Origin of the sequence: Enterobacter sp. HK169, assembly GCF_001719105.1 — a bacterium.
Taxonomy (GTDB): Bacteria; Pseudomonadota; Gammaproteobacteria; order Enterobacterales; family Enterobacteriaceae; genus Enterobacter; species Enterobacter asburiae_B.
On record NZ_CP017087.1, the window covers coordinates 1,148,550 to 1,168,151 of the forward strand.

The following is a 19,602-nucleotide window of genomic DNA, read 5'->3' on the forward strand; positions in this document are numbered from 1 at the left end:
CACGCACAAAAGAAAAAGCCGGCGTCAGTGTGCGCCGGCTTTTTTAACAAAAACAGAGGGCTTAGTTTAAGCTCAGCTGCGGCATCACCTCTTTCACCTGCGCCAGATAATCAGTACGATCTTTACCTGTCAGGCCTTCGGTGCGCGGCAGTTTCGCCGTCAGCGGGTTCACGGCCTGCTGGTTGATCCACACTTCATAGTGCAGGTGCGGGCCAGTAGAGCGTCCGGTATTGCCGGAGATCGCGATACGGTCACCACGCTTCACCTTCTGGCCCGGCTTCACCAGCAGCTTACGCAGGTGCATATAGCGGGTCGTATAAGTACGACCATGACGTACCGCGACATAATATCCGGCGGCACCGCTACGCTTGGCCACCACCACTTCACCATCGCCAACCGCCAGTACCGGCGTGCCCTGCGGCATGGCAAAGTCAACGCCACGGTGCGGCGCGACGCGCCCGGTTACAGGGTTCAGACGACGCGGGTTAAAGTTAGAGGAGACGCGGAACTGTTTTGCCGTCGGGAAACGCAGGAAACCTTTTGCAAGGCCCGTACCGCTGCGGTCATAGAACTTACCGTCTTCGGCACGAATCGCGTAGTAATCTTTGCCTTCGGAGCGCAGACGTACGCCCAGCAGCTGGCTTTGCTCGCGCTTGCCGTCCAGCATTTCGCGGGACATCAGGACGGAGAACTCATCGCCCTTCTTCAGCTTGCGGAAATCCATCTGCCACTGCATGGCTTTGATCACCGAGCTGATTTCAGCGCTGGTCAGGCCTGCATCGCGCGCGCTGGAGACAAAGCTCGCGCCCACGGTACCTTTCAGAACGCTGTTAACCCAGTCACCCTTCTGCATTTCGCTGGTCATCTTGAAACCGTTTGCAGTGCGATCGTAGGTGCGGGTTTCGCGGCGGGACATTTCCCAGGTCAGACGCTGGAGATCGCCATCCGCCGTTAAAGTCCAGGAGAGCTGTTGTCCGATTTTCAGGTTACGAAGATCTTTATCCGCAGCCGCCAGCTGGCTGATATTGCCCATGTCGATGCCGTACTGGTTCAGCACGCTGCTCAGCGTATCCCCGGTAGAGACAACATATTCGTGGATACCCGCCTCGTTCTCGGTTTTATCGTCCAGCTCATCCTGCGGGATGGCTTCATCTTCCTGAGCCGCCTGGTCGATAGGCTCACTGGCTTCAGGCAGCAAAGAACGGATTTCGCTCTTTTCAAGCTCAATGGTTTTGATGATAGGGGCAGAACTCGGGTGGTAAACATAGGGCCGCCAGACGGCGACCGCTAAGGTGAGAACTGTAAGCGACCCCAGCATAACGCGGTGGGGTCGTGGCAGATTGTTAAATGCCAGGGCGACAGAGCGGGCTATCTGTTGCACGTATTCACTTCCTCGTTAATCTCCTTTCAGGCAGCTCGCATACTGGTTCGCCAGTTGGCTGAGGAACTGCGAATAGCTCGCTTTGCTCAACTGGATATTCGTACCTAGCGGGTCAAGGGTTCCCATGCGCACGGATGTTCCCCTGGCCACGGCTTCTACGACCGCTGGCCTGAACTGTGGCTCAGCAAAAACGCATGTCGCTTTTTGCTCAACCAACTGTGTTCTGATTTCATGTAAACGCTGCGCACCAGGCTGAATTTCAGGGTTGACGGTGAAGTGGCCCAGTGGGGTCAAACCGTAGTGTTTTTCGTAATAGCCGTAGGCGTCATGAAAAACGAAATACCCTTTACCTTTCAACGGTGCGAGCTCATTACCAACCTGCTTATCGGTTGCGGCTAATTGTGCCTCAAAATCCTTCAGGTTGGCGTCTAGTTTGGCTCGACTTTGCGGCATAAGTTCCACTAATTTGTCGTGGATTGCAACCGCTGAAAGCCGCGCTATCTCTGGGGATAACCAAAGATGCATGTTGTACTCGCCGTGATGGTGATCTCCATCACCTTTTTCGCCGTCTGCGGCATGATGATCAGGTTCGTCGCCGTCGTCATCCGCCCCTTTCATGAGCAACGGTTTCACGCCGGAGAGTTCGGCAATCGCGACCTGTTTTTCGCCAGCAACCTGTTTTGCTGACTTTTGCATAAACGCTTCCATTTCAGGACCAATCCAGACGACTAAGTCCGCGTTTTGTAAGCGTTTTACATCTGACGGGCGCAGGGAATAGTCATGCTCAGATGCACCATCAGGGAGCAGAACCTGGGTTTCCGTTACCCCGTCTGCAATGGCAGACGCGATGAATCCGAGTGGTTTAAGCGAAGCGACAACCGCCGCGTTAACATCTTGTGCGGTTGTACCCCAAAGGGCAGCGGATAATGCTGCGAAAAGAAGCGTATTTTTATGTAACATAATGCGACTAATCATCGTAGTGAATGCGTGGAATGTGATATTATAACATTCGTTGACTTCTTCAAGCTTAAAATGACATGACGACATTGGTTTCTCTTGAAAATATTTCGGTCTCATTCGGGCAGCGCCGCGTCCTCTCTGACGTGTCGCTCGATCTGAAGCCCGGCAAAATTCTGACGCTGCTCGGCCCCAATGGCGCAGGCAAATCCACCCTGGTGCGCGTGGTGCTGGGTCTGGTCGCACCCGATGAAGGCGTGATTAAGCGCGAGGAAAAATTGCGTATCGGCTATGTGCCGCAAAAACTTCATCTCGACGCCACGCTGCCGCTGACGGTCAGCCGTTTCCTGCGTCTGCGCCCCGGCACCCGTAAAGCCGATATTCTCCCGGCGCTGAAACGCGTGCAGGCGGGCCATCTTGTCGATGCGCCGCTGCAAAAACTGTCCGGCGGTGAAACTCAGCGTGTTTTACTTGCCCGCGCGCTGCTGAGCAGCCCGCAGCTGCTGGTACTGGATGAGCCAACTCAGGGTGTGGATGTGAATGGTCAGGTTGCGCTTTATGATTTGATCGACCAGCTCCGTCGGGAGCTTGATTGCGCCGTGCTGATGGTGTCGCACGACCTGCATCTGGTGATGGCAAAAACCGACGAAGTGCTGTGCCTCAACCACCATATCTGCTGCTCCGGTACGCCTGAAGTGGTGTCAATGCACCCGGAGTTTATCTCCATGTTCGGCCCACGCGGCGCTGAACAGCTGGGTATTTACCGTCATCATCATAATCATCGCCATGATTTACAGGGACGAATCGTACTGCGTCGGGGAAATGGACACTCATGATTGAACTGTTACTGCCCGGCTGGCTGGCCGGGATTATGCTTGCCTGCGCCGCGGGCCCGCTCGGCTCGTTTGTTGTCTGGCGCAGAATGTCCTATTTTGGCGATACCCTGGCGCATGCGTCTCTGCTGGGCGTTGCCTTTGGTCTGCTGCTGGATGTGAACCCCTTCTACGCGGTGATTGTGGTCACGCTGCTGCTGGCCGCCGGTCTGGTCTGGCTCGAAAAACGCCCTCACCTCGCCATTGATACGCTGCTTGGCATTATGGCGCACAGTGCCCTGTCTCTGGGCTTGGTGGTGGTCAGCCTGATGTCGAACATCCGCGTGGATCTGATGGCCTACCTCTTCGGCGACCTGCTGGCCGTGACGCCGGAAGATCTCATCGCTATCGCCGTTGGCGTGGTGGTGGTGCTCGCTATTCTGCTCTGGCAGTGGCGGAATTTACTGGCCATGACCGTCAGTCCGGATCTGGCATTTGTCGACGGCGTGAAGCTGCAGCGCGTAAAACTGCTACTGATGCTCGTGACGGCGTTAACGATTGGTGTCGCAATGAAGTTTGTCGGCGCGCTGATTATTACGTCGCTGCTGATCATCCCGGCCGCCACGGCGCGTCGTTTTGCCCGTACGCCGGAGCAGATGGCCGGCGTAGCCGTGATTATCGGGATGATTGCGGTAACGGGTGGGTTAACGTTCTCGGCGTTCTATGACACGCCTGCGGGGCCATCAGTGGTGCTAAGTGCGGCGGTGATGTTTATCTTCAGTATGATGAAAAAGACCGCGAATTAACATGGAGGGCGCTGAAGCCCTCACCTGGCCCTCTCCCTCGGGGAGAGGGAACAAAACATTACGGCATTGCCGGTGGCGTAATGCCGAAATGATTCCACGCCCGCACCGTTGCCATACGTCCACGCGGGGTGCGTTGCAGGAAGCCCTGCTGGATCAGATACGGCTCCAGCACATCTTCAATCGTCTCACGCTCTTCCCCAATAGCCGCAGCCAGGTTATCCAGCCCGACAGGGCCGCCAAAGAACTTGTCCAGCACCGCCAGCAGCAGTTTACGGTCCATATAGTCAAAGCCTTCGGCATCGACGTTAAGCATATCCAGCGCCTGAGCGGCGATCTCCGCGGAAATCGAGCCATCGTGCTTCACCTCGGCAAAGTCACGCACGCGGCGCAGCAGGCGGTTGGCGATACGAGGCGTACCGCGGGAACGTTTCGCCACTTCAAACGCGCCCTCTTCGCTCATTTCGAGCCCCATATAGCGGGCGCTACGGCCAACGATGTGCTGGAGGTCCGCCACCTGGTAAAACTCGAGACGCTGCACAATGCCGAAACGGTCGCGCAGCGGAGAGGTCAACGACCCGGCGCGGGTGGTGGCGCCAATCAGGGTAAAGGGCGGCAGATCGATTTTGATGGAGCGCGCGGCCGGGCCTTCACCGATCATGATATCCAGCTGGTAATCTTCCATCGCCGGATAGAGCACTTCCTCCACCACCGGCGACAGGCGGTGGATCTCATCGATAAACAGCACGTCATGCGGTTCGAGGTTGGTCAACATCGCCGCGAGATCGCCCGCCTTCTCCAGCACGGGGCCGGAGGTGGTGCGCAGGTTGACGCCCATTTCATTGGCAACGATATTCGCCAGCGTAGTTTTGCCTAAACCCGGAGGGCCAAAAATCAGCAGGTGATCGAGCGCATCGCCGCGCAGCTTTGCCGCCTGGATGAAAATCTCCATCTGGGAACGAACCTGCGGCTGGCCGATATACTCATCAAGCAGTTTTGGGCGGATCGCGCGATCCACCACGTCATCTGCCTGAATAGTGCCTGCCGACACCAGGCGGTCTGCTTCAATCATCCTTTACCTCACAATGCAGCGCGCAGCGCTTCACGAATCAGGGTTTCACTGCTGGCGTCCGGTTTGGCAATTTTGCTCACCATTCGGCTGGCCTCCTGAGGTTTATAGCCCAGCGCCACCAGCGCGGCAACCGCTTCCTGCTCGGCGTCATCATCCGTTGCAGGGCCGCCAGGAGAGGTCAGTACCAAATCGGCAGCCGGAGTGAACAGATCGCCATGCAGACCTTTAAAGCGGTCTTTCATCTCGACAATCAGGCGCTCGGCGGTTTTCTTACCAATGCCCGGGAGCTTAATCAGCGCCGCAGGATCTTCGCGCTCAACGGCATTCACAAACTGTGGTGCCGACATGCCGGACAAAATCGCCAGCGCCAGCTTCGGACCGACGCCGTTAGTTTTAATCAGCTCGCGGAACAGGGTGCGTTCCTGCTTGTTATTGAATCCGTACAGCAGCTGGGCATCTTCACGCACCACAAACTGGGTAAAGACAATCGCCTCTTTGCCCGCGTCCGGCAGCTCGTAGAAGCAGGTCATCGGCATATGGACTTCATAGCCCACGCCACCTACTTCCAGCAGCACTAACGGGGGTTGTTTTTCAATGATGATGCCTCTGAGTCTGCCTATCACGTGACGCTCCTGCGTTCTGAGAGAAATTAACTGCCGACATAATAAAAAAAGGCTGGATGTTTATCCAGCCTGATTTCTGATTATCGTAACCTGCCTCGCGCCAGATTGAGCCGCGACTCGCTCATTTGCATCGCGTTCTGGCTGACGTGACAGTGGGTAATCGCAATCGCCAGCGCATCCGCGGCGTCGGCCTGCGGGTTCGCGGGAAGCTTCAGCAGGGTACGCACCATATGCTGCACCTGGCTTTTCTCCGCGCTCCCAATGCCCACCACCGTCTGCTTGACCTGACGTGCCGCGTATTCGAATACCGGCAAATCCTGGTTCACGGCAGCGACGATGGCGACACCGCGCGCCTGACCGAGCTTTAGCGCTGAATCGGCGTTTTTCGCCATAAAGACCTGCTCAATGGCGAAATAGTCCGGCTGAAACTGGGTGATGATCTCCGACACGCCCGCATAAATGAGCTTCAGGCGCGAAGGAAGATCGTCCACTTTGGTGCGAATACAGCCGCTGCCCAGGTAGGTTAACTGGCGTCCCACCTGACGGATAACGCCATAACCGGTGACGCGTGAGCCTGGGTCAATCCCGAGAATAATCGACATCACGCGTCTCCCGTAAACGGTTTACAGGCTCTCATCAGAGAGTCGCTGCAACCTCATCAGAGATTTCACCGTTGTGGTACACTTCCTGCACGTCGTCGCAGTCTTCGAGCATGTCGATCAGACGCAGCAGTTTCGGTGCCGTTTCCGCATCCATGTCCGCTTTGGTGGACGGGATCATGGAGACTTCAGCGTTGTCCGCCTTCAGGCCAGCCGCTTCCAGCGCATCGCGCACGGCCCCCATCTCTTCCCACGCGGTATAAACGTCGATAGCGCCGTCATCGAAGGTCACCACGTCTTCCGCACCGGCTTCCAGCGCCGCTTCCATGATCGCATCTTCGTCGCCTTTCTCGAAGGAAATGACGCCTTTTTTGCTGAACAGGTAAGCAACGGAACCGTCAGTGCCCAGGTTGCCACCGGTTTTGGTGAACGCGTGGCGCACTTCCGCAACGGTACGGTTACGGTTGTCGGACAGACACTCAACCATCACCGCAGTACCGCCAGGGCCGTAACCTTCATAAATGATGGTTTCCATGTTCGCGTCTTCGTCACCGCCCACGCCACGTGCGATTGCACGGTTCAGGGTGTCACGCGTCATGTTGTTTGACAGCGCTTTATCTACCGCCGCGCGCAGACGCGGGTTAGAAGCCGGATCGCCGCCGCCCAGACGCGCTGCTGTCACCAGCTCGCGAATGATTTTGGTAAAGATCTTACCGCGCTTGGCATCCTGTGCCGCTTTGCGGTGTTTGGTGTTGGCCCACTTACTATGACCTGCCATAAAAAGTTCTCCAAAAATCGCGCCTTCTCAGGCTGCGTTAATTACAAATTCTTCAATCGCCTGCCGGTTGCTCCACGACTTGGTCAGTGCGGCGGCATCCGCCGCATTCACCCAGCGGTAGGTCAGGTGTTCGGTAAACACGATCTCCCGTTCATGGGGGAGCGCGAGACAGAACCACGACTCCGTATTGCGCTCGGTACCCGGCGCGTAGCGATGACGTAAATGGCTAAAAATTTCAAACTCCACCGTGCGCTGGCAGTCCTTCAGGGTCAGTTGCTCGCGGGCAACGTCAATGGTGACCTCTTCCTTTACTTCGCGCGCGGCGGCCTGCGACGCGGTTTCCCCCTCTTCCAGACTGCCGGTAACCGACTGCCAGAAATCAGGGTCGTCGCGCCGCTGCAACATCAGCACCCGCTTCGTGTCTTCTGCATAAATGACCACCAGGACCGAAACGGGAAGCTTATATGCCATATCAGTTTTTCTCTTCCTTCTTCACCACTTCAATGCCCAGCTCGGCCAGAGAGGCCGGGTTGGCAAAGCTTGGCGCCTCGGTCATCAGACACGCTGCGGCAGTGGTTTTCGGGAAGGCAATAACATCACGAATGTTATCGGTGCCGGTCAGCAGCATGGTCAGTCGGTCAAGACCGAAGGCCAGGCCCGCGTGCGGCGGCGTACCGTATTTCAGGGCGTCCAGCAGGAAGCCAAACTTCTCGCGCTGCTCCTGCTCGTTGATGCCCAGAATGCCGAACACGGTCTGCTGCATTTCACCGCTGTGAATACGCACGGAACCGCCGCCCACTTCGTAGCCGTTGATGACCATGTCATAAGCGTTGGCGACCGCATCTTCCGGTGCCGCTTTCAGCTCTGCCGCCGTCATGTCTTTTGGCGAGGTGAACGGGTGGTGCATTGCGGTCAGGCCGCCTTCACCGTCGTCTTCAAACATTGGGAAGTCGATAACCCACAGCGGCGCCCATTTGTTTTCGTCGGTCAGGCTCAGGTCTTTGCCAAGCTTCAGACGCAGCGCGCCCATCGCATCCGCCACGACTTTCTTGTTGTCTGCGCCGAAGAAGATCATGTCGCCGTCCTGCGCGCCGGTGCGCTCAAGGATCGCTTCCACGATGTCCGCGTTAAGGAATTTCGCTACCGGGCTGGTGATGCCTTCCAGACCTTTCGCACGCTCGGTCACTTTAATATAGGCCAGACCTTTCGCACCGTAGATCTTGATGAAGTTGCCGTAGTCGTCGATCTGCTTGCGGCTCAGTGCCGCACCGCCCGGTACACGCAGCGCTGCTACGCGGCCTTTAGGATCGTTAGCCGGGCCAGAGAAGACGGCAAACTCAACGCCTTTCACAAGGTCTGCTACGTCCACCAGCTCCATCGGGTTACGCAGGTCTGGTTTGTCAGAGCCGTAACGACGCTCGGCTTCAGCGAAGGTCATGATAGGGAAATCGCCCAGCTCAACGCCTTTCACGTCGTTCCACAGGCTACGCACCAGAGCTTCCATCACTTCACGCACCTGCTCGGCGGTCATGAAGGAGGTTTCCACATCGATTTGGGTAAATTCTGGCTGGCGGTCAGCGCGCAGGTCTTCGTCGCGGAAGCATTTAACGATCTGATAGTAGCGATCGAAGCCGGACATCATCAGCAGCTGTTTGAACAGCTGTGGAGACTGCGGCAGCGCGTAGAATTTGCCTTTATGAACGCGGGATGGGACCAGGTAATCGCGCGCGCCTTCCGGCGTGGCTTTGGTCAGCATCGGGGTTTCGATGTCGAGGAAACCGTGGTCATCCATAAAGCGACGCACCAGGCTGGTGATTTTCGCACGGGTTTTCAGGCGCTGAGCCATTTCCGGACGACGCAGATCCAGGTAGCGGTATTTCAGACGCGCTTCTTCAGTGTTGACGTGGTTGGAGTCCAGCGGCAGCGCTTCTGCACGGTTGATGATCACCAGATCGGACGCCAGCACTTCGATGGCACCCGTTGCCATGTCGGCGTTGACGTTTTTCTCGTCACGCGCGCGCACGGTGCCGGTAACCTGAATGCAGAACTCATTACGCAGCTCAGAGGCCAGCTTCAACGCATCTGCGCGATCCGGGTCGAAGAACACCTGGACGATACCTTCGCGGTCGCGCATATCGATGAAGATAAGGCTACCAAGATCACGACGACGATTGACCCAACCACACAGGGTGACCTGCTGTCCGACGTGGGACTGACGCAGCTGCCCGCAATATTCTGTACGCATGAGATATCCCTTAATTAGCCGCAGGCTAAATGTCGCCTGGTATGCAGGCTACTATGTCGCAGCTTTCTGTATGTCACAACTGGATGAAAAAAGGCGGCTATTATACTGGAAATTCCGCCGGACGATAAGAGCGAACCACGGCCAGGCGGTCGTTTGCTGCACTCTTATTGCGCATTCTCACAAAAATTAACAAAATTATCCGCCCAGGAACAGGCCATCACATCGTATGGTGTCTGGAAGTGATTCATTTAACGGGAGTAACGATGTTAACACTTGATGCCAGTAAAACCGCACTTGTCGTGATTGATTTACAGGAAGGCATTCTGCCCTTCGCCGGCGGCCCGCATACCGCGGATGATGTGGTCAGCCGCGCAGCTCGCCTGGCGGAAACATGTCGTGCCAGCGGTGCGCCTGTTGTCATGGTGCGCGTCGGCTGGTCCGCTGATTACGCTGAAGCGTTAAAACAGCCCGTTGATGCAAAGGCTTCCGCACGCGCCCTGCCTGAAAACTGGTGGACGTACCCGGCCGCACTCGGCAAACGCGACAGCGACATCGAAGTGACCAAACGCCAGTGGGGGGCATTTTACGGTACCGATCTCGAGCTGCAGCTCCGCCGTCGCGGCATCGACACCATCATCCTGTGCGGCATTTCCACCAACATCGGCGTGGAGTCAACCGCCCGCAACGCGTGGGAGCTGGGCTTTAACCTGGTGATCGCGGAAGATGCCTGCAGCGCGGCCTCCGCGGAACAGCACCAGGGCAGCATGACCCATATCTTCCCGCGTATCGGCCGCGTGCGCAGCACGGATGAGATTGTCAGCGCGCTATGATGTACGTGGGCCTGCCCCAGTGGTCGCACCCGAAATGGGTGCGCCTTGGCATCACCAGCCTTGAGGAATATGCCCGGCACTTCAACTGTGTCGAGGGTAACACCACCCTGTATGCGCTCCCCAAAGCCGAGATTGTTACGCGCTGGCGGGAACAAACGACCGACGACTTCCGCTTCTGCTTTAAGTTTCCGGCCACCATTTCCCACCAGGCCGCGCTGCGCAACTGCGGGGATTTGACCGAAGAGTTTTTTACGCGCATGTCGCCGCTGGCGAACCGCATCGGTCAGTACTGGATCCAGCTGCCCGCCACGTTTGGCCCGCGCGATTTACCTGCGCTCTGGCAGTTCCTGGATGCCCTGCCCCGTGAATTCGCCTACGGCGTTGAAGTCAGGCATCCTGAATTTTTTGCGAAGGGCGAAGCAGAAAAAGCGCTCAATCGCGGCCTGCTTGAGCGTTCCGTTAACCGGGTGATCCTCGATAGCCGGCCGGTGCACAGCGCTGTCCCCCATAGCGAAGCCATCGTTGAAGCTCAGCGTAAAAAACCGAAAGTGCCGGTCCATGCCATCGTGACCGCGCATAACCCAATGGTCAGGTATATCGGCAGCGATAACATGCAACAAAATCAGGCGATGTTCGCCGTCTGGCTGCAAACGTTAGCGAAGTGGGAACACACCACCACGCCGTATCTCTTTTTGCATACGCCGGATATCGCCCAGGCGCCCGAACTGGTCGATGCTCTGTGGCAGGCCTTGCAGGCTGCGGTGCCGTCCGTGGGCAGCGCCCCTTCCATCCCACAACAATCTTCTCTTTTCTGATATCACCCCCTATCATAGTGAAGTGCCATCTGCCAAAAACAGGGAGTTTGTATGGTCAGCGCGCTGTATGCGGTGTTAGGTGCATTACTGCTGATTAAGTTTTCATTTGATGTTGTGCGCCTCAGAACGCTGTACCGCGTCTCTTACGGTGACGGCGGATTTTCCGAGCTACAAAGCGCTATCCGCATTCATGGCAACGCGGTCGAATACATCCCCGCAGCCTTAATCCTGCTGCTTTTTATGGAGATGAATGGCGCAGAAACCTGGATGGTGCACATCTGTGGCCTGCTTCTTATTGCTGGCCGCCTGATGCACTATTACGGTTTTCACCACCGCTTAATCCGCTGGCGTCGTTCCGGCATGAGCGCGACCTGGTGTTCGCTTTTGCTGATGGTGCTGGCTAACCTGTGGTATATGCCGTGGGAGTTGGTTTTCTCCCTTCATTAGCGCACAATACGCCACTTTATTTTTCCCGGATTTTTACGTTATGTCAGATCGCGACACGCTTTTTTCCGCGCCTATCGCCAGCCTGGGCGACTGGACCTTCGATGAACGGGTAGCCGAAGTCTTCCCGGATATGATCCAGCGCTCTGTTCCCGGTTATTCCAATATTATCTCTATGATCGGCATGCTGGCTGAGCGCTTCGTTCAACCCGGCACGCAGGTCTATGACCTGGGCTGCTCGCTCGGCGCGGCAACGCTGTCGGTTCGTCGTAATGTTCACCACGAAGGCTGCCGAATCATTGCCGTCGATAACTCCCCGGCCATGGTTGAGCGCTGCCGTCGCCACATTGACGCGTATAAAGCCCCTGTTCCGGTCGACGTGGTGGAAGGCGATATCCGCGAGATTGAGATCAATAACGCGTCGATGGTGGTGCTGAATTTCACCCTGCAGTTCCTGGTGCCTGAAGACCGTCAGCTGCTGCTGGACAAAATTTATCAGGGGCTGAATCCCGGCGGCGCGCTGGTGCTCTCGGAGAAATTCAGCTTCGAAGATGCCGAGGTTGGCGAACTGCTGTTCAATATGCACCACGATTTCAAACGGGCGAACGGCTACAGCGAGCTGGAGATCAGCCAGAAGCGCAGCATGCTCGAAAACGTGATGCTGACGGATTCCGTAGAAACCCACAAAGCGCGTCTGAGCAAAGCCGGGTTTGAGCACAGCGAACTGTGGTTCCAGTGCTTTAACTTTGGCTCTCTGGTGGCGCTGAAAGCGGGAGAATCCGCATGATCGAATTCAGCAACTTCTATCAGCTGATTGCCAAAAACCAGCTTTCCCACTGGCTGGAAACCTTGCCCGCGCAGATTGCCGCCTGGCAGCGCGATCAGCAGCACGGCCTGTTAAAGCAGTGGTCAAACGCGGTGGAGTATCTGCCCGAACTGACCCCGCATCGTCTGGACCTTCTGCACAGCGTAACCGCCGAGAGCGAAGAGCCGCTCCCGGCCGGGCAGATCAACCGCATCGAAACGCTGATGCGTAACCTGATGCCGTGGCGCAAAGGGCCGTTTTCACTTTACGGCGTGAACATCAATACCGAATGGCGCTCAGACTGGAAATGGGATCGCGTGCTGCCCCACCTTTCCGACCTGACCGGACGTACCATTCTGGACGTAGGCTGCGGTAGCGGTTACCACATGTGGCGCATGATTGGTGCGGGGGCGCATCTGGCAGTAGGTATTGACCCGATGCAGCTGTTCCTGTGCCAGTTTGAAGCGGTGCGTAAGCTGCTGGGTAACGACCAGCGCGCGCACCTGCTGCCGCTGGGCATTGAACAACTGCCTGCCCTGAAAGCCTTCGATACCGTCTTCTCCATGGGCGTGCTGTACCACCGTCGTTCCCCGCTTGAACACCTGTGGCAACTGAAGGATCAGCTGGTCAGCGGCGGCGAGCTGGTGCTGGAAACGCTGGTGATTGAAGGCGATGAACATGCCGTTCTGGTCCCGGGCGATCGCTACGCGCAGATGCGCAACGTTTACTTCATCCCTTCCGCGCTGGCGCTGAAGAACTGGCTGGAGAAGTGCGGGTTTGTGGATGTGCGGATTGCCGACGTCAGCGTGACCTCAATTGAGGAACAGCGCCGCACCGACTGGATGATCACCGAATCGCTGGAGCAGTTCCTCGACCCGGCCGACCACAGCAAAACCATCGAAGGCTATCCGGCCCCGATGCGTGCGGTGTTGATTGCGACGAAGCCGTAGTTTTCCCCTCACCCCGGCCCTCTCCCCATAGGGGCGAGGGAGAAAAACCGCACCGAGCCGTCCCCTCTCCCCTATGGGGAGAGGGTTAGGGTGAGGGGATAAAAAAAGGCCCCTGTTGAAATTGCAGGGGCCTGGTACAAGCAAGCATCATATTGGGCGACATGATGCGCGGTAAAAATCGGTACGTTGCTACACGTGATGGCGCTCAATCAGCGACTTCATTTCCGCAACCGACTCTCCCTCTACGCCATAGCGTGAATACTCATCCGCTTCAGCATCCGTCGACATTGACAATCCTGTATTGCGATAACGCATGGGCGAAGGTATCCATTTACCCGCGGAGCTGTGCAGCTCTTCTACCCCTGCGTTTAAAAACCGTTCCAGATTGCTGGCGCGGACTCCCGCACCCGCCATTATTATTAGAACACCGGAATGTGCTTTTAGTTCCGTAATTAATTGCAGTCCTTTTTCAGCTGACGCCTGCTGACCCGATGTCAGGATGCGCGCTACGCCAAGTTCTCCAAGCGTTTCAAAGGCCTGAAGCGGATCTTTACACATATCAAATGCGCGATGAAAAGTGACGGCCAGCCCCTGCGCGGCGCTCATAATCTGACGCATGCGCGGTATATCGATATTGCCGTCTTCATCCAGCAGGCCGGTCACCAGCCCTGGAAACCCCAGGTCCCGAACGAGTGCGATATCATCAAGCATGGCACTGAACTCGCCCGCCGTGTAACAAAAATCACCGCCGCGCGGACGAATAATCGGGTGTACGGGAATGGTGACGGCCTGACGGGCAGACTTCAACACGCCGTAGGACGGCGTCAGCCCGCCCTCTTTGGGTGCCGCACACAGTTCAATGCGGTCAGCCCCGTGCTTTTGCGCGGTCACGGCACACTCCACGCTGTAACAACAAATCTCCAGCAGCGCCATTTAATCCTCCTGAAATTCCACTAAACGAAACATCATGCCACGCCGTCCGTTTTCAGTCCCGGCGTGAACTCACATCTCTTACGCTTCGCTGGCAACGATCTGCTCAATGGTCCACGGATGAAACTTCACCGTGACCTGCCCGTCAGTAACGGCCAGCGTCGGGTTAGGTAACCGCTCGCGCTCGCCTTTGGGTGAACTCGTCTTCACAAAAATCCCCGGCTTGCTTAAGCCTTCGTCGGAAAGGAGGGCCAGCGCGCGCGCGTTCAACGTTTCCGGCTCACCCGGCAGGACTATTTCGATATGCTCCCAGCCTTCGTGCGGATAGCGTTTCTCGCCCGGCCACGGCAGCTCAACCACGCTGAATTGCCAGTGCGCCACGTTCACCGGTTCATGCAGTTTGAACAGGCAAATGGGGCGACCATTGATGATGTTCTCGGAGAGCAATTCGCCGCACCGTTCGAACCCGCGACGCCAGCGCTCGGCCGTGGCATTCTGATGACAGCGCAAAGAGATGTGATCGGCCTCAAGCGGCGCGATATCCAGACCAAGACGGGTGGCAAGTTCTGTGAACGCCTGGGTGAAGCGCGGTAAATCTGCGGAAATATCATGCAGTTCGTCAATCGATTGCCAGTTCGCCATAAGTCACTCTCTTTTCATGTCGCAAAGCCGCTAATTTACTCTGTTGCCCTGTTTTGACCAACCGCAGAATCCGGCTTTTTGCGACTGCATGATTATGCACACCTTCACCGCCTGGATTCTGAGCAATCTTCAGGCCCCGCAATGCTGACGCCAGAGGGCATTTGCAGTATACTCCCGCCCTAAATTCTTTAACTGGCGCGGGCGGCTGTAAGCCCGCATCAAAAACGTAAGGTATCCAGGTGAATATTCAGGCTCTTCTCTCCGAAAAAGTCAGTCAGGCACTGATTGCCGCAGGCGCACCTGCGGATTGCGAACCGCAGGTTCGTCAGTCAGCAAAAGTACAGTTTGGCGACTATCAGGCTAATGGCGTGATGGCAGTGGCTAAAAAACTGGGCATGCCGCCGCGACAGCTCGCTGAGCAGGTACTGACGCATCTGGATCTTTCCGGCATTGCCAGCAAAACCGAAATCGCCGGTCCGGGCTTTATCAACATCTTCCTTGAGCCTGCATTCCTGGCAAGCCACGTTGACGCGGCCCTGAAATCTGACCGTCTGGGCGTTTCCCAGCCGGAGGCGCAGACCGTCGTGATCGACTACTCTGCGCCGAACGTGGCAAAAGAGATGCACGTTGGCCACCTTCGCTCCACTATCATCGGTGACGCCGCGGTGCGCACGCTCGAGTTCCTCGGTCACAAGGTGATCCGCGCGAACCACGTGGGCGACTGGGGTACCCAGTTCGGCATGCTGATTGCTTACCTGGAAAAACAGCAGCAGGAAAACGCGGGTGAAATGGCGCTGGCGGACCTTGAAGGGTTCTACCGCGAAGCCAAAAAACACTACGACGAAGACGAAGCCTTTGCCGAGCGAGCGCGCAGCTACGTGGTTAAACTGCAGGGCGGCGACCAATACTTCCTCGAGATGTGGCGCAAGCTGGTCGACATCACCATGTCGCAGAACCAGCTGACCTATAACCGCCTGAACGTCACCCTGACCCGTGACGACGTGATGGGTGAAAGCCTCTATAACCCAATGCTGCCCGGCATTGTGGCTGACCTGAAAGCCAAAAACCTGGCGGTAGAGAGCGAAGGCGCAACGGTGGTGTTCCTTGATGAGTATAAAAACAAGGAAGGTGAACCGATGGGCGTGATCATCCAGAAAAAGGATGGCGGCTACCTCTACACCACCACAGACATCGCCTGCGCGAAATACCGTTACGAGACGCTGCATGCTGACCGCGTGCTGTACTACATCGACTCCCGTCAGCACCAGCACCTGATGCAGGCGTGGACCATCGTGCGTAAAGCCGGTTACGTGCCGGATTGCGTGCCGCTGGAACACCACATGTTCGGCATGATGCTGGGTAAAGACGGCAAGCCGTTCAAAACCCGTGCGGGCGGTACCGTGAAGCTGTCCGACCTGCTGGACGAAGCGCTGGAACGCGCCCGCCGTCTGGTGGCTGAAAAGAACCCGGACATGTCTGCCGATGAGCTGGAAAAACTGGCCAACGCCGTGGGCATCGGTGCGGTTAAATATGCGGATCTCTCCAAGAACCGCACCACTGACTATATCTTCGACTGGGATAACATGCTGGCGTTTGAAGGCAATACAGCGCCTTACATGCAGTATGCCTACACCCGCGTGCTCTCCGTATTCCGTAAGGCAAACATCGACGAAAGCGCGCTGGCGAATGCAGCCGTGACCATCACGGAAGATCGCGAGGCGCAGCTGGCGGCGCGTCTGCTGCAGTTTGAAGAGACGCTGTCAGTTGTCGCGCGTGACGGCACGCCGCACGTGATGTGTGCTTACCTGTACGATCTGGCGGGTCTGTTCTCCGGCTTCTACGAACACTGCCCTATTCTGTCTGCGGAAAACGAATCGGTCCGCAACAGCCGCCTGAAGCTGGCGCAGCTCACGGCGAAGACCCTGAAGCTGGGTCTGGATACCCTGGGTATCGAAACCGTAGAACGCATGTAATACAAAAAACCCGGCAAGCGCCGGGTTTTTCTTATCAGAAATACTTCCGCAAATATTCCGTTAAACAGAGAATCGCCATCGCCTGTCCGTACGGCATCGACGTCAGCGGGATCTGGCGATAAAACTCAAGATCGCTGCCCATGCCCGTGCCGAACGACGTTTGCAACAGCTCGCCTTCCGGCGAAATATTTTTGACGATACCGCGAATCGCTTTTTCTGCCACTTCGGCATACTCCGCGCCAACGTAGCGCTTGCGCACGGCTTTCAGAATACCGTAGGCAAACCCTGCCGTGGCGGACGCCTCAAGATAAGAATGTGGATCGTCGAGCAGCGTATGCCAGAGCCCGCTGTCGTCCTGATATTTCGCCAGCGCGGCAATCTGCGCATTCAGTACCTGCACCAGGTAGCGGCGCACGGCGCTGTTTTCCGGCAGATCCACAAGCTCAAGGAAGTCCGGGATCGCGATGGTGAGCCAGCTGTTGCCGCGCGCCCAGCGGGCACGGGCGAAGTTATGGTTGCCGTCGTAGCTCCAGCCGTGGAACCACAGCCCGGTCTCCCGGTCCATCAGGTTCTGCACGTGCAGCAGGAACTGATACACCGCCTCTTCAACGTATTCCGGTTTGTTGAGCAGCTTGCCGATTTTCGCCAGCGGCAGCACCGTCATCATCAGCGTGTCATCCCACATCTGTTGATGGTTTTCTTCCGCCAGGGTGATGTGCTGCATCCCGCCGTGTTGCGTGCGCGGCATCTCGGCCATCGCCCATTCCGCCCAGCTTTCCAGCCACGGCCGCCAGGCCTGATTTTTGGTCTCTTCGTAGCGATAAGCCAGCGTCAGGAACGGCGACATGGTATTCACGTTTTTGGTGGTCGCGCCTTCCGCAAAGCGGTCGGCAAACCAGCTGTCGATGATGTCTCGCATACCTTCGTCGCCGGTCTGGCAGTAATATTGCCAGATACCGTACAGGCCAACGCCGTGCGTCCACTCCCATCCGGCCCAGCCTTTAGTGTCGATCACGCGCCCGTCGTCCAGCCGCAGCAAAAATTCACCCGTTTTGTCGTGGATATTGACCAGGCTATGCGTCACCTTTTGAATCAGCGATTTCAGTTCGTCCCGGGCGATAAAGCGCTCTGGCTGACGTAATAACGGGCTATGTTTGACAGGCCAAACTTTCATCATCTTAACCTCTGTTGTATGTCGAATTCAGTACCGCGCGATCCTTCAGCGAGGGTGCCGCTGGCTTATTGCGATTCAGATAACCGATGTTGTTATTGCCCCACAGTGACTCATAAGGCATACCGGCCAGCATCTCGACGGTGGCGCGGGCGTGTGGCGTCGCTGACTCAGGCATCGCATGACCACACTCACGCATTTTCGCGGTCTCCTCGCGCAGCGTGCTGTGGGTCTGCAAATTGAGCCTGAAGCGCAGGGAAACGAGGAAGCCGCAGAACAGCACCAGGACCGTGCCCACGCTCAGGATCGTCAAAATGGTGTGGCTCACTTCCGCAGGCTGCACTTTCTGGCCGCTGACAAAGCCGGACATCTGCATCACGATGCCCACCAGCATCACCGCACCGGCCTGTGACGCCTTACGGGTCAGGGTCATGATGCCCGCGAAGATCCCTTCGCGGCGCTGGCCGGTGATCGCTTCATCCACGTCAGCAATGTAGGTATAGGTGTTCCACGGCACGTAGTTGATACCGCCGCGACCGAGACCGGCAACCGCTGAGATCAGCAACAGCAGAGCGTAGACGTCGCTCAGGCCCGCGTAATAGAGCATGGCGTAAGAGAGAGAGGCCAGACCAAACAGCACCACGACCATGCGGTAGGACGGTGCAGGCCCGAAACGGATGCACAGCGGGATCATGGCGATAACCGCAAAGAACTGGAAAATAGCCATCGTGCCCAGCAGATTGGACGCCATTGACGCTTCCTGCATCAACACGAACACCACGTAGTAGGTGAATACCGCATTAAACACGTCCTGCGCGATATAGCCGCCAAGGTACATGCCCAGATGCTGACGGAAAATCTTGATGCGCAGCGTGGAGCTTAACTCAACGATCAGGCGATTGAGGCTCTGCCCCAGCGTCAGCTTCTTCTTCTCTTCTTCAGCACGCAGCGCCGCTTCTGACCACTCTTCGCGCGGGCGTTCCCAGGTAAAGAACCAGACGAAGGTTAGCATCAGGGCGCAGAGCAAGGAGAAGACCAGGCTTGCGTAGAAGAAGGAGATGGCGTTTTCTTTCCCGAAGTGGGTTAACAGGATCCCCGGCAGGAAGGAGGCCAGAATGGCGGACATCTGCGCCATTGAGATACGCGCCCCGGAGAACTTGGTTTTCTGTTTAAAGTCATCGGTCATTTCCGGTACCAGCGTTTCGTACGGCACCAGAATCATGGTGTAGACAATATCAAACACCAGATAGGTCAGCAGGTAGTACCAGAAGCTCATGTCCCCAACCCACATCAGCGAGTAGCTGAACACGCACGGAATTCCCAGCAGGATAAAAAACTTACGACGGCCGAAGCGCTTACCGAGCCAGGTCGTACCAAAGTTATCGGTTAAAAAGCCCATTAACGGGCTAACGACGGCATCCAGCACCCTTGCAGCGGCAAAGATAAACGTTGCTTCGATCGGTGAGAGCCCGCAGAAGGTGGTATAAAAATATAAAAGCCAGGCCGCCGTCAGGGCGGTGGTACCCGCCCCGAGGAAATCGCCTGACCCGTAAGCGAGATAATTTGCGAGCCCAATTTTACGTGTTCTCATTGCCGTCACCCCTAATCAGTTTTGGGAGACTCCCTGCAAGCAAGCGTCTTCCGGGAGCTTTTATACGGCTACAGTAAATGCATCGACCGGTTGATACCTTTCTGTTTCTGCCATCGCTAAGAGGGTCAATGGCAATAATGCAAAGAGTACCGTCACGCGCGTCACTGATTTATAAAACAGC

General features: G+C 56.8%; 20 protein-coding genes. 8 read left to right on the forward strand and 12 right to left on the reverse strand.

All coding sequences use genetic code 11. From position 1 onward, the window contains the following. Positions 1-61: 61 nt before the first annotated feature. A complete protein-coding gene (gene mepM, locus EnteroDNA1_RS05545) occupies positions 62-1,381 on the reverse strand; it encodes a murein DD-endopeptidase MepM (RefSeq protein WP_024909694.1) in 1,320 nt (439 codons plus the stop codon). A gap of 15 nt (positions 1,382-1,396) precedes the next feature. Continuing rightward, positions 1,397-2,341: a zinc ABC transporter substrate-binding protein ZnuA gene (znuA, locus tag EnteroDNA1_RS05550; RefSeq protein WP_069303915.1), complete on the reverse strand. Its 945-nt coding sequence runs from the start codon at positions 2,339-2,341 to the stop codon at positions 1,397-1,399. Positions 2,342-2,418: 77 nt separating this feature from the next. Here znuA and znuC point away from each other — a divergent pair, with 77 nt between their 5' ends. Together znuC and znuB are read left to right on the forward strand one after the other, a co-directional pair. After that, a complete protein-coding gene (gene znuC, locus EnteroDNA1_RS05555; protein WP_023312233.1) occupies positions 2,419-3,174 on the forward strand; it encodes a zinc ABC transporter ATP-binding protein ZnuC in 756 nt (251 codons plus the stop codon). Next, positions 3,171-3,956: a zinc ABC transporter permease subunit ZnuB gene (gene znuB, locus EnteroDNA1_RS05560; protein ID WP_048979928.1), complete on the forward strand. Its 786-nt coding sequence runs from the start codon at positions 3,171-3,173 to the stop codon at positions 3,954-3,956. Before znuC ends, znuB begins: the two co-directional genes overlap by 4 nt. A 58-nt stretch (positions 3,957-4,014) precedes the next feature. On the opposite strand, the gene ruvB is transcribed toward znuB, so the two are convergent. The 6 genes from ruvB to aspS all read right to left on the reverse strand — a co-directional run bounded on the left by ruvB (position 4,015) and on the right by aspS (position 9,270). After that, on the reverse strand, positions 4,015-5,025 hold the full coding sequence (gene ruvB, locus EnteroDNA1_RS05565) for a Holliday junction branch migration DNA helicase RuvB (RefSeq protein ID WP_023312235.1): 1,011 nt from the start codon (positions 5,023-5,025) through the stop codon (positions 4,015-4,017). Between the two features lie 8 nt (positions 5,026-5,033). After that, a complete protein-coding gene (ruvA, locus tag EnteroDNA1_RS05570) occupies positions 5,034-5,648 on the reverse strand; it encodes a Holliday junction branch migration protein RuvA (protein ID WP_023312236.1) in 615 nt (204 codons plus the stop codon). A gap of 80 nt (positions 5,649-5,728) precedes the next feature. Next, a complete protein-coding gene (gene ruvC, locus EnteroDNA1_RS05575) occupies positions 5,729-6,250 on the reverse strand; it encodes a crossover junction endodeoxyribonuclease RuvC (RefSeq protein ID WP_003859749.1) in 522 nt (173 codons plus the stop codon). A 34-nt stretch (positions 6,251-6,284) separates the two neighbouring features. After that, complete coding sequence (locus EnteroDNA1_RS05580) at positions 6,285-7,025, reverse strand: YebC/PmpR family DNA-binding transcriptional regulator (protein ID WP_008500447.1); 741 nt, start codon at positions 7,023-7,025, stop codon at positions 6,285-6,287. Positions 7,026-7,052: 27 nt separating this feature from the next. Further along, positions 7,053-7,496, reverse strand: coding sequence for a dihydroneopterin triphosphate diphosphatase (gene nudB, locus EnteroDNA1_RS05585; RefSeq protein WP_033145850.1), 444 nt, complete (start codon positions 7,494-7,496; stop codon positions 7,053-7,055). Position 7,497: 1 nt separating this feature from the next. Beyond that, positions 7,498-9,270 (reverse strand): aspartate--tRNA ligase, encoded by a 1,773-nt coding sequence (aspS, locus tag EnteroDNA1_RS05590; protein WP_069303005.1) that lies wholly within the window; start codon positions 9,268-9,270, stop codon positions 7,498-7,500. 263 nt (positions 9,271-9,533) lie between these two features. Between aspS and EnteroDNA1_RS05595 the strand changes: the two genes are divergently transcribed. From EnteroDNA1_RS05595 to cmoB, 5 genes are read left to right on the forward strand one after another with little or no spacing between them, the layout of a single operon-like run. After that, on the forward strand, positions 9,534-10,100 hold the full coding sequence (locus EnteroDNA1_RS05595; protein ID WP_048979930.1) for a hydrolase: 567 nt from the start codon (positions 9,534-9,536) through the stop codon (positions 10,098-10,100). Beyond that, the gene (locus EnteroDNA1_RS05600; RefSeq protein WP_045887970.1) at positions 10,097-10,915 is read left to right on the forward strand and encodes a DUF72 domain-containing protein; all 819 of its coding nucleotides are present in this window, start codon (positions 10,097-10,099) and stop codon (positions 10,913-10,915) included. Before EnteroDNA1_RS05595 ends, EnteroDNA1_RS05600 begins: the two co-directional genes overlap by 4 nt. Positions 10,916-10,966: 51 nt before the next feature. Then, positions 10,967-11,362 (forward strand): MAPEG family protein, encoded by a 396-nt coding sequence (locus EnteroDNA1_RS05605; RefSeq protein WP_021240443.1) that lies wholly within the window; start codon positions 10,967-10,969, stop codon positions 11,360-11,362. A 40-nt stretch (positions 11,363-11,402) separates the two neighbouring features. After that, positions 11,403-12,146, forward strand: coding sequence for a carboxy-S-adenosyl-L-methionine synthase CmoA (cmoA, locus tag EnteroDNA1_RS05610; protein WP_029741772.1), 744 nt, complete (start codon positions 11,403-11,405; stop codon positions 12,144-12,146). Continuing rightward, a complete protein-coding gene (cmoB, locus tag EnteroDNA1_RS05615) occupies positions 12,143-13,114 on the forward strand; it encodes a tRNA 5-methoxyuridine(34)/uridine 5-oxyacetic acid(34) synthase CmoB (RefSeq protein WP_039263658.1) in 972 nt (323 codons plus the stop codon). Before cmoA ends, cmoB begins: the two co-directional genes overlap by 4 nt. Before the next feature lie 189 nt (positions 13,115-13,303). On the opposite strand, the gene cutC is transcribed toward cmoB, so the two are convergent. After that, the gene (gene cutC, locus EnteroDNA1_RS05620; protein ID WP_069303006.1) at positions 13,304-14,047 is read right to left on the reverse strand and encodes a copper homeostasis protein CutC; all 744 of its coding nucleotides are present in this window, start codon (positions 14,045-14,047) and stop codon (positions 13,304-13,306) included. A 78-nt stretch (positions 14,048-14,125) separates the two neighbouring features. After that, a complete protein-coding gene (locus tag EnteroDNA1_RS05625) occupies positions 14,126-14,686 on the reverse strand; it encodes a VOC family protein (RefSeq protein ID WP_033145857.1) in 561 nt (186 codons plus the stop codon). 239 nt (positions 14,687-14,925) lie between these two features. Between EnteroDNA1_RS05625 and argS the strand changes: the two genes are divergently transcribed. Beyond that, entirely contained in the window at positions 14,926-16,659 is a 1,734-nt protein-coding gene (argS, locus tag EnteroDNA1_RS05630; protein ID WP_069303007.1) for an arginine--tRNA ligase, read from the forward strand. Positions 16,660-16,693: 34 nt separating this feature from the next. Here the strand turns inward: argS and bglB are convergent, their stop codons facing one another. Then, positions 16,694-17,833, reverse strand: a complete 1,140-nt coding sequence (gene bglB, locus EnteroDNA1_RS05635; protein WP_069303916.1) for a beta-galactosidase BglB — start codon at positions 17,831-17,833, stop codon at positions 16,694-16,696. A 4-nt stretch (positions 17,834-17,837) separates the two neighbouring features. Next, entirely contained in the window at positions 17,838-19,421 is a 1,584-nt protein-coding gene (locus EnteroDNA1_RS05640) for an MFS transporter (protein WP_069303008.1), read from the reverse strand. Positions 19,422-19,602 lie beyond the last annotated feature (181 nt).

What these genes read in the sequence shown, in the direction of transcription:
- EnteroDNA1_RS05625 (WP_033145857.1), bottom strand. Translation starts at nt 14,686, where the DNA reads ATGGCGAACTGGCAATCGATTGACGAACTGCATGATATTTCCGCAGAT.
- bglB (WP_069303916.1), bottom strand. Translation starts at nt 17,833, where the DNA reads ATGAAAGTTTGGCCTGTCAAACATAGCCCGTTATTACGTCAGCCAGAG.
- cutC (WP_069303006.1), bottom strand. Translation starts at nt 14,047, where the DNA reads ATGGCGCTGCTGGAGATTTGTTGTTACAGCGTGGAGTGTGCCGTGACC.
- EnteroDNA1_RS05605 (WP_021240443.1), top strand. Translation starts at nt 10,967, where the DNA reads ATGGTCAGCGCGCTGTATGCGGTGTTAGGTGCATTACTGCTGATTAAG.
- EnteroDNA1_RS05580 (WP_008500447.1), bottom strand. Translation starts at nt 7,025, where the DNA reads ATGGCAGGTCATAGTAAGTGGGCCAACACCAAACACCGCAAAGCGGCA.
- EnteroDNA1_RS05640 (WP_069303008.1), bottom strand. Translation starts at nt 19,421, where the DNA reads ATGAGAACACGTAAAATTGGGCTCGCAAATTATCTCGCTTACGGGTCA.
- znuB (WP_048979928.1), top strand. Translation starts at nt 3,171, where the DNA reads ATGATTGAACTGTTACTGCCCGGCTGGCTGGCCGGGATTATGCTTGCC.
- ruvC (WP_003859749.1), bottom strand. Translation starts at nt 6,250, where the DNA reads ATGTCGATTATTCTCGGGATTGACCCAGGCTCACGCGTCACCGGTTAT.
- cmoA (WP_029741772.1), top strand. Translation starts at nt 11,403, where the DNA reads ATGTCAGATCGCGACACGCTTTTTTCCGCGCCTATCGCCAGCCTGGGC.
- znuA (WP_069303915.1), bottom strand. Translation starts at nt 2,341, where the DNA reads ATGTTACATAAAAATACGCTTCTTTTCGCAGCATTATCCGCTGCCCTT.
- ruvB (WP_023312235.1), bottom strand. Translation starts at nt 5,025, where the DNA reads ATGATTGAAGCAGACCGCCTGGTGTCGGCAGGCACTATTCAGGCAGAT.
- znuC (WP_023312233.1), top strand. Translation starts at nt 2,419, where the DNA reads ATGACGACATTGGTTTCTCTTGAAAATATTTCGGTCTCATTCGGGCAG.
- cmoB (WP_039263658.1), top strand. Translation starts at nt 12,143, where the DNA reads ATGATCGAATTCAGCAACTTCTATCAGCTGATTGCCAAAAACCAGCTT.
- EnteroDNA1_RS05600 (WP_045887970.1), top strand. Translation starts at nt 10,097, where the DNA reads ATGATGTACGTGGGCCTGCCCCAGTGGTCGCACCCGAAATGGGTGCGC.
- nudB (WP_033145850.1), bottom strand. Translation starts at nt 7,496, where the DNA reads ATGGCATATAAGCTTCCCGTTTCGGTCCTGGTGGTCATTTATGCAGAA.
- aspS (WP_069303005.1), bottom strand. Translation starts at nt 9,270, where the DNA reads ATGCGTACAGAATATTGCGGGCAGCTGCGTCAGTCCCACGTCGGACAG.
- EnteroDNA1_RS05595 (WP_048979930.1), top strand. Translation starts at nt 9,534, where the DNA reads ATGTTAACACTTGATGCCAGTAAAACCGCACTTGTCGTGATTGATTTA.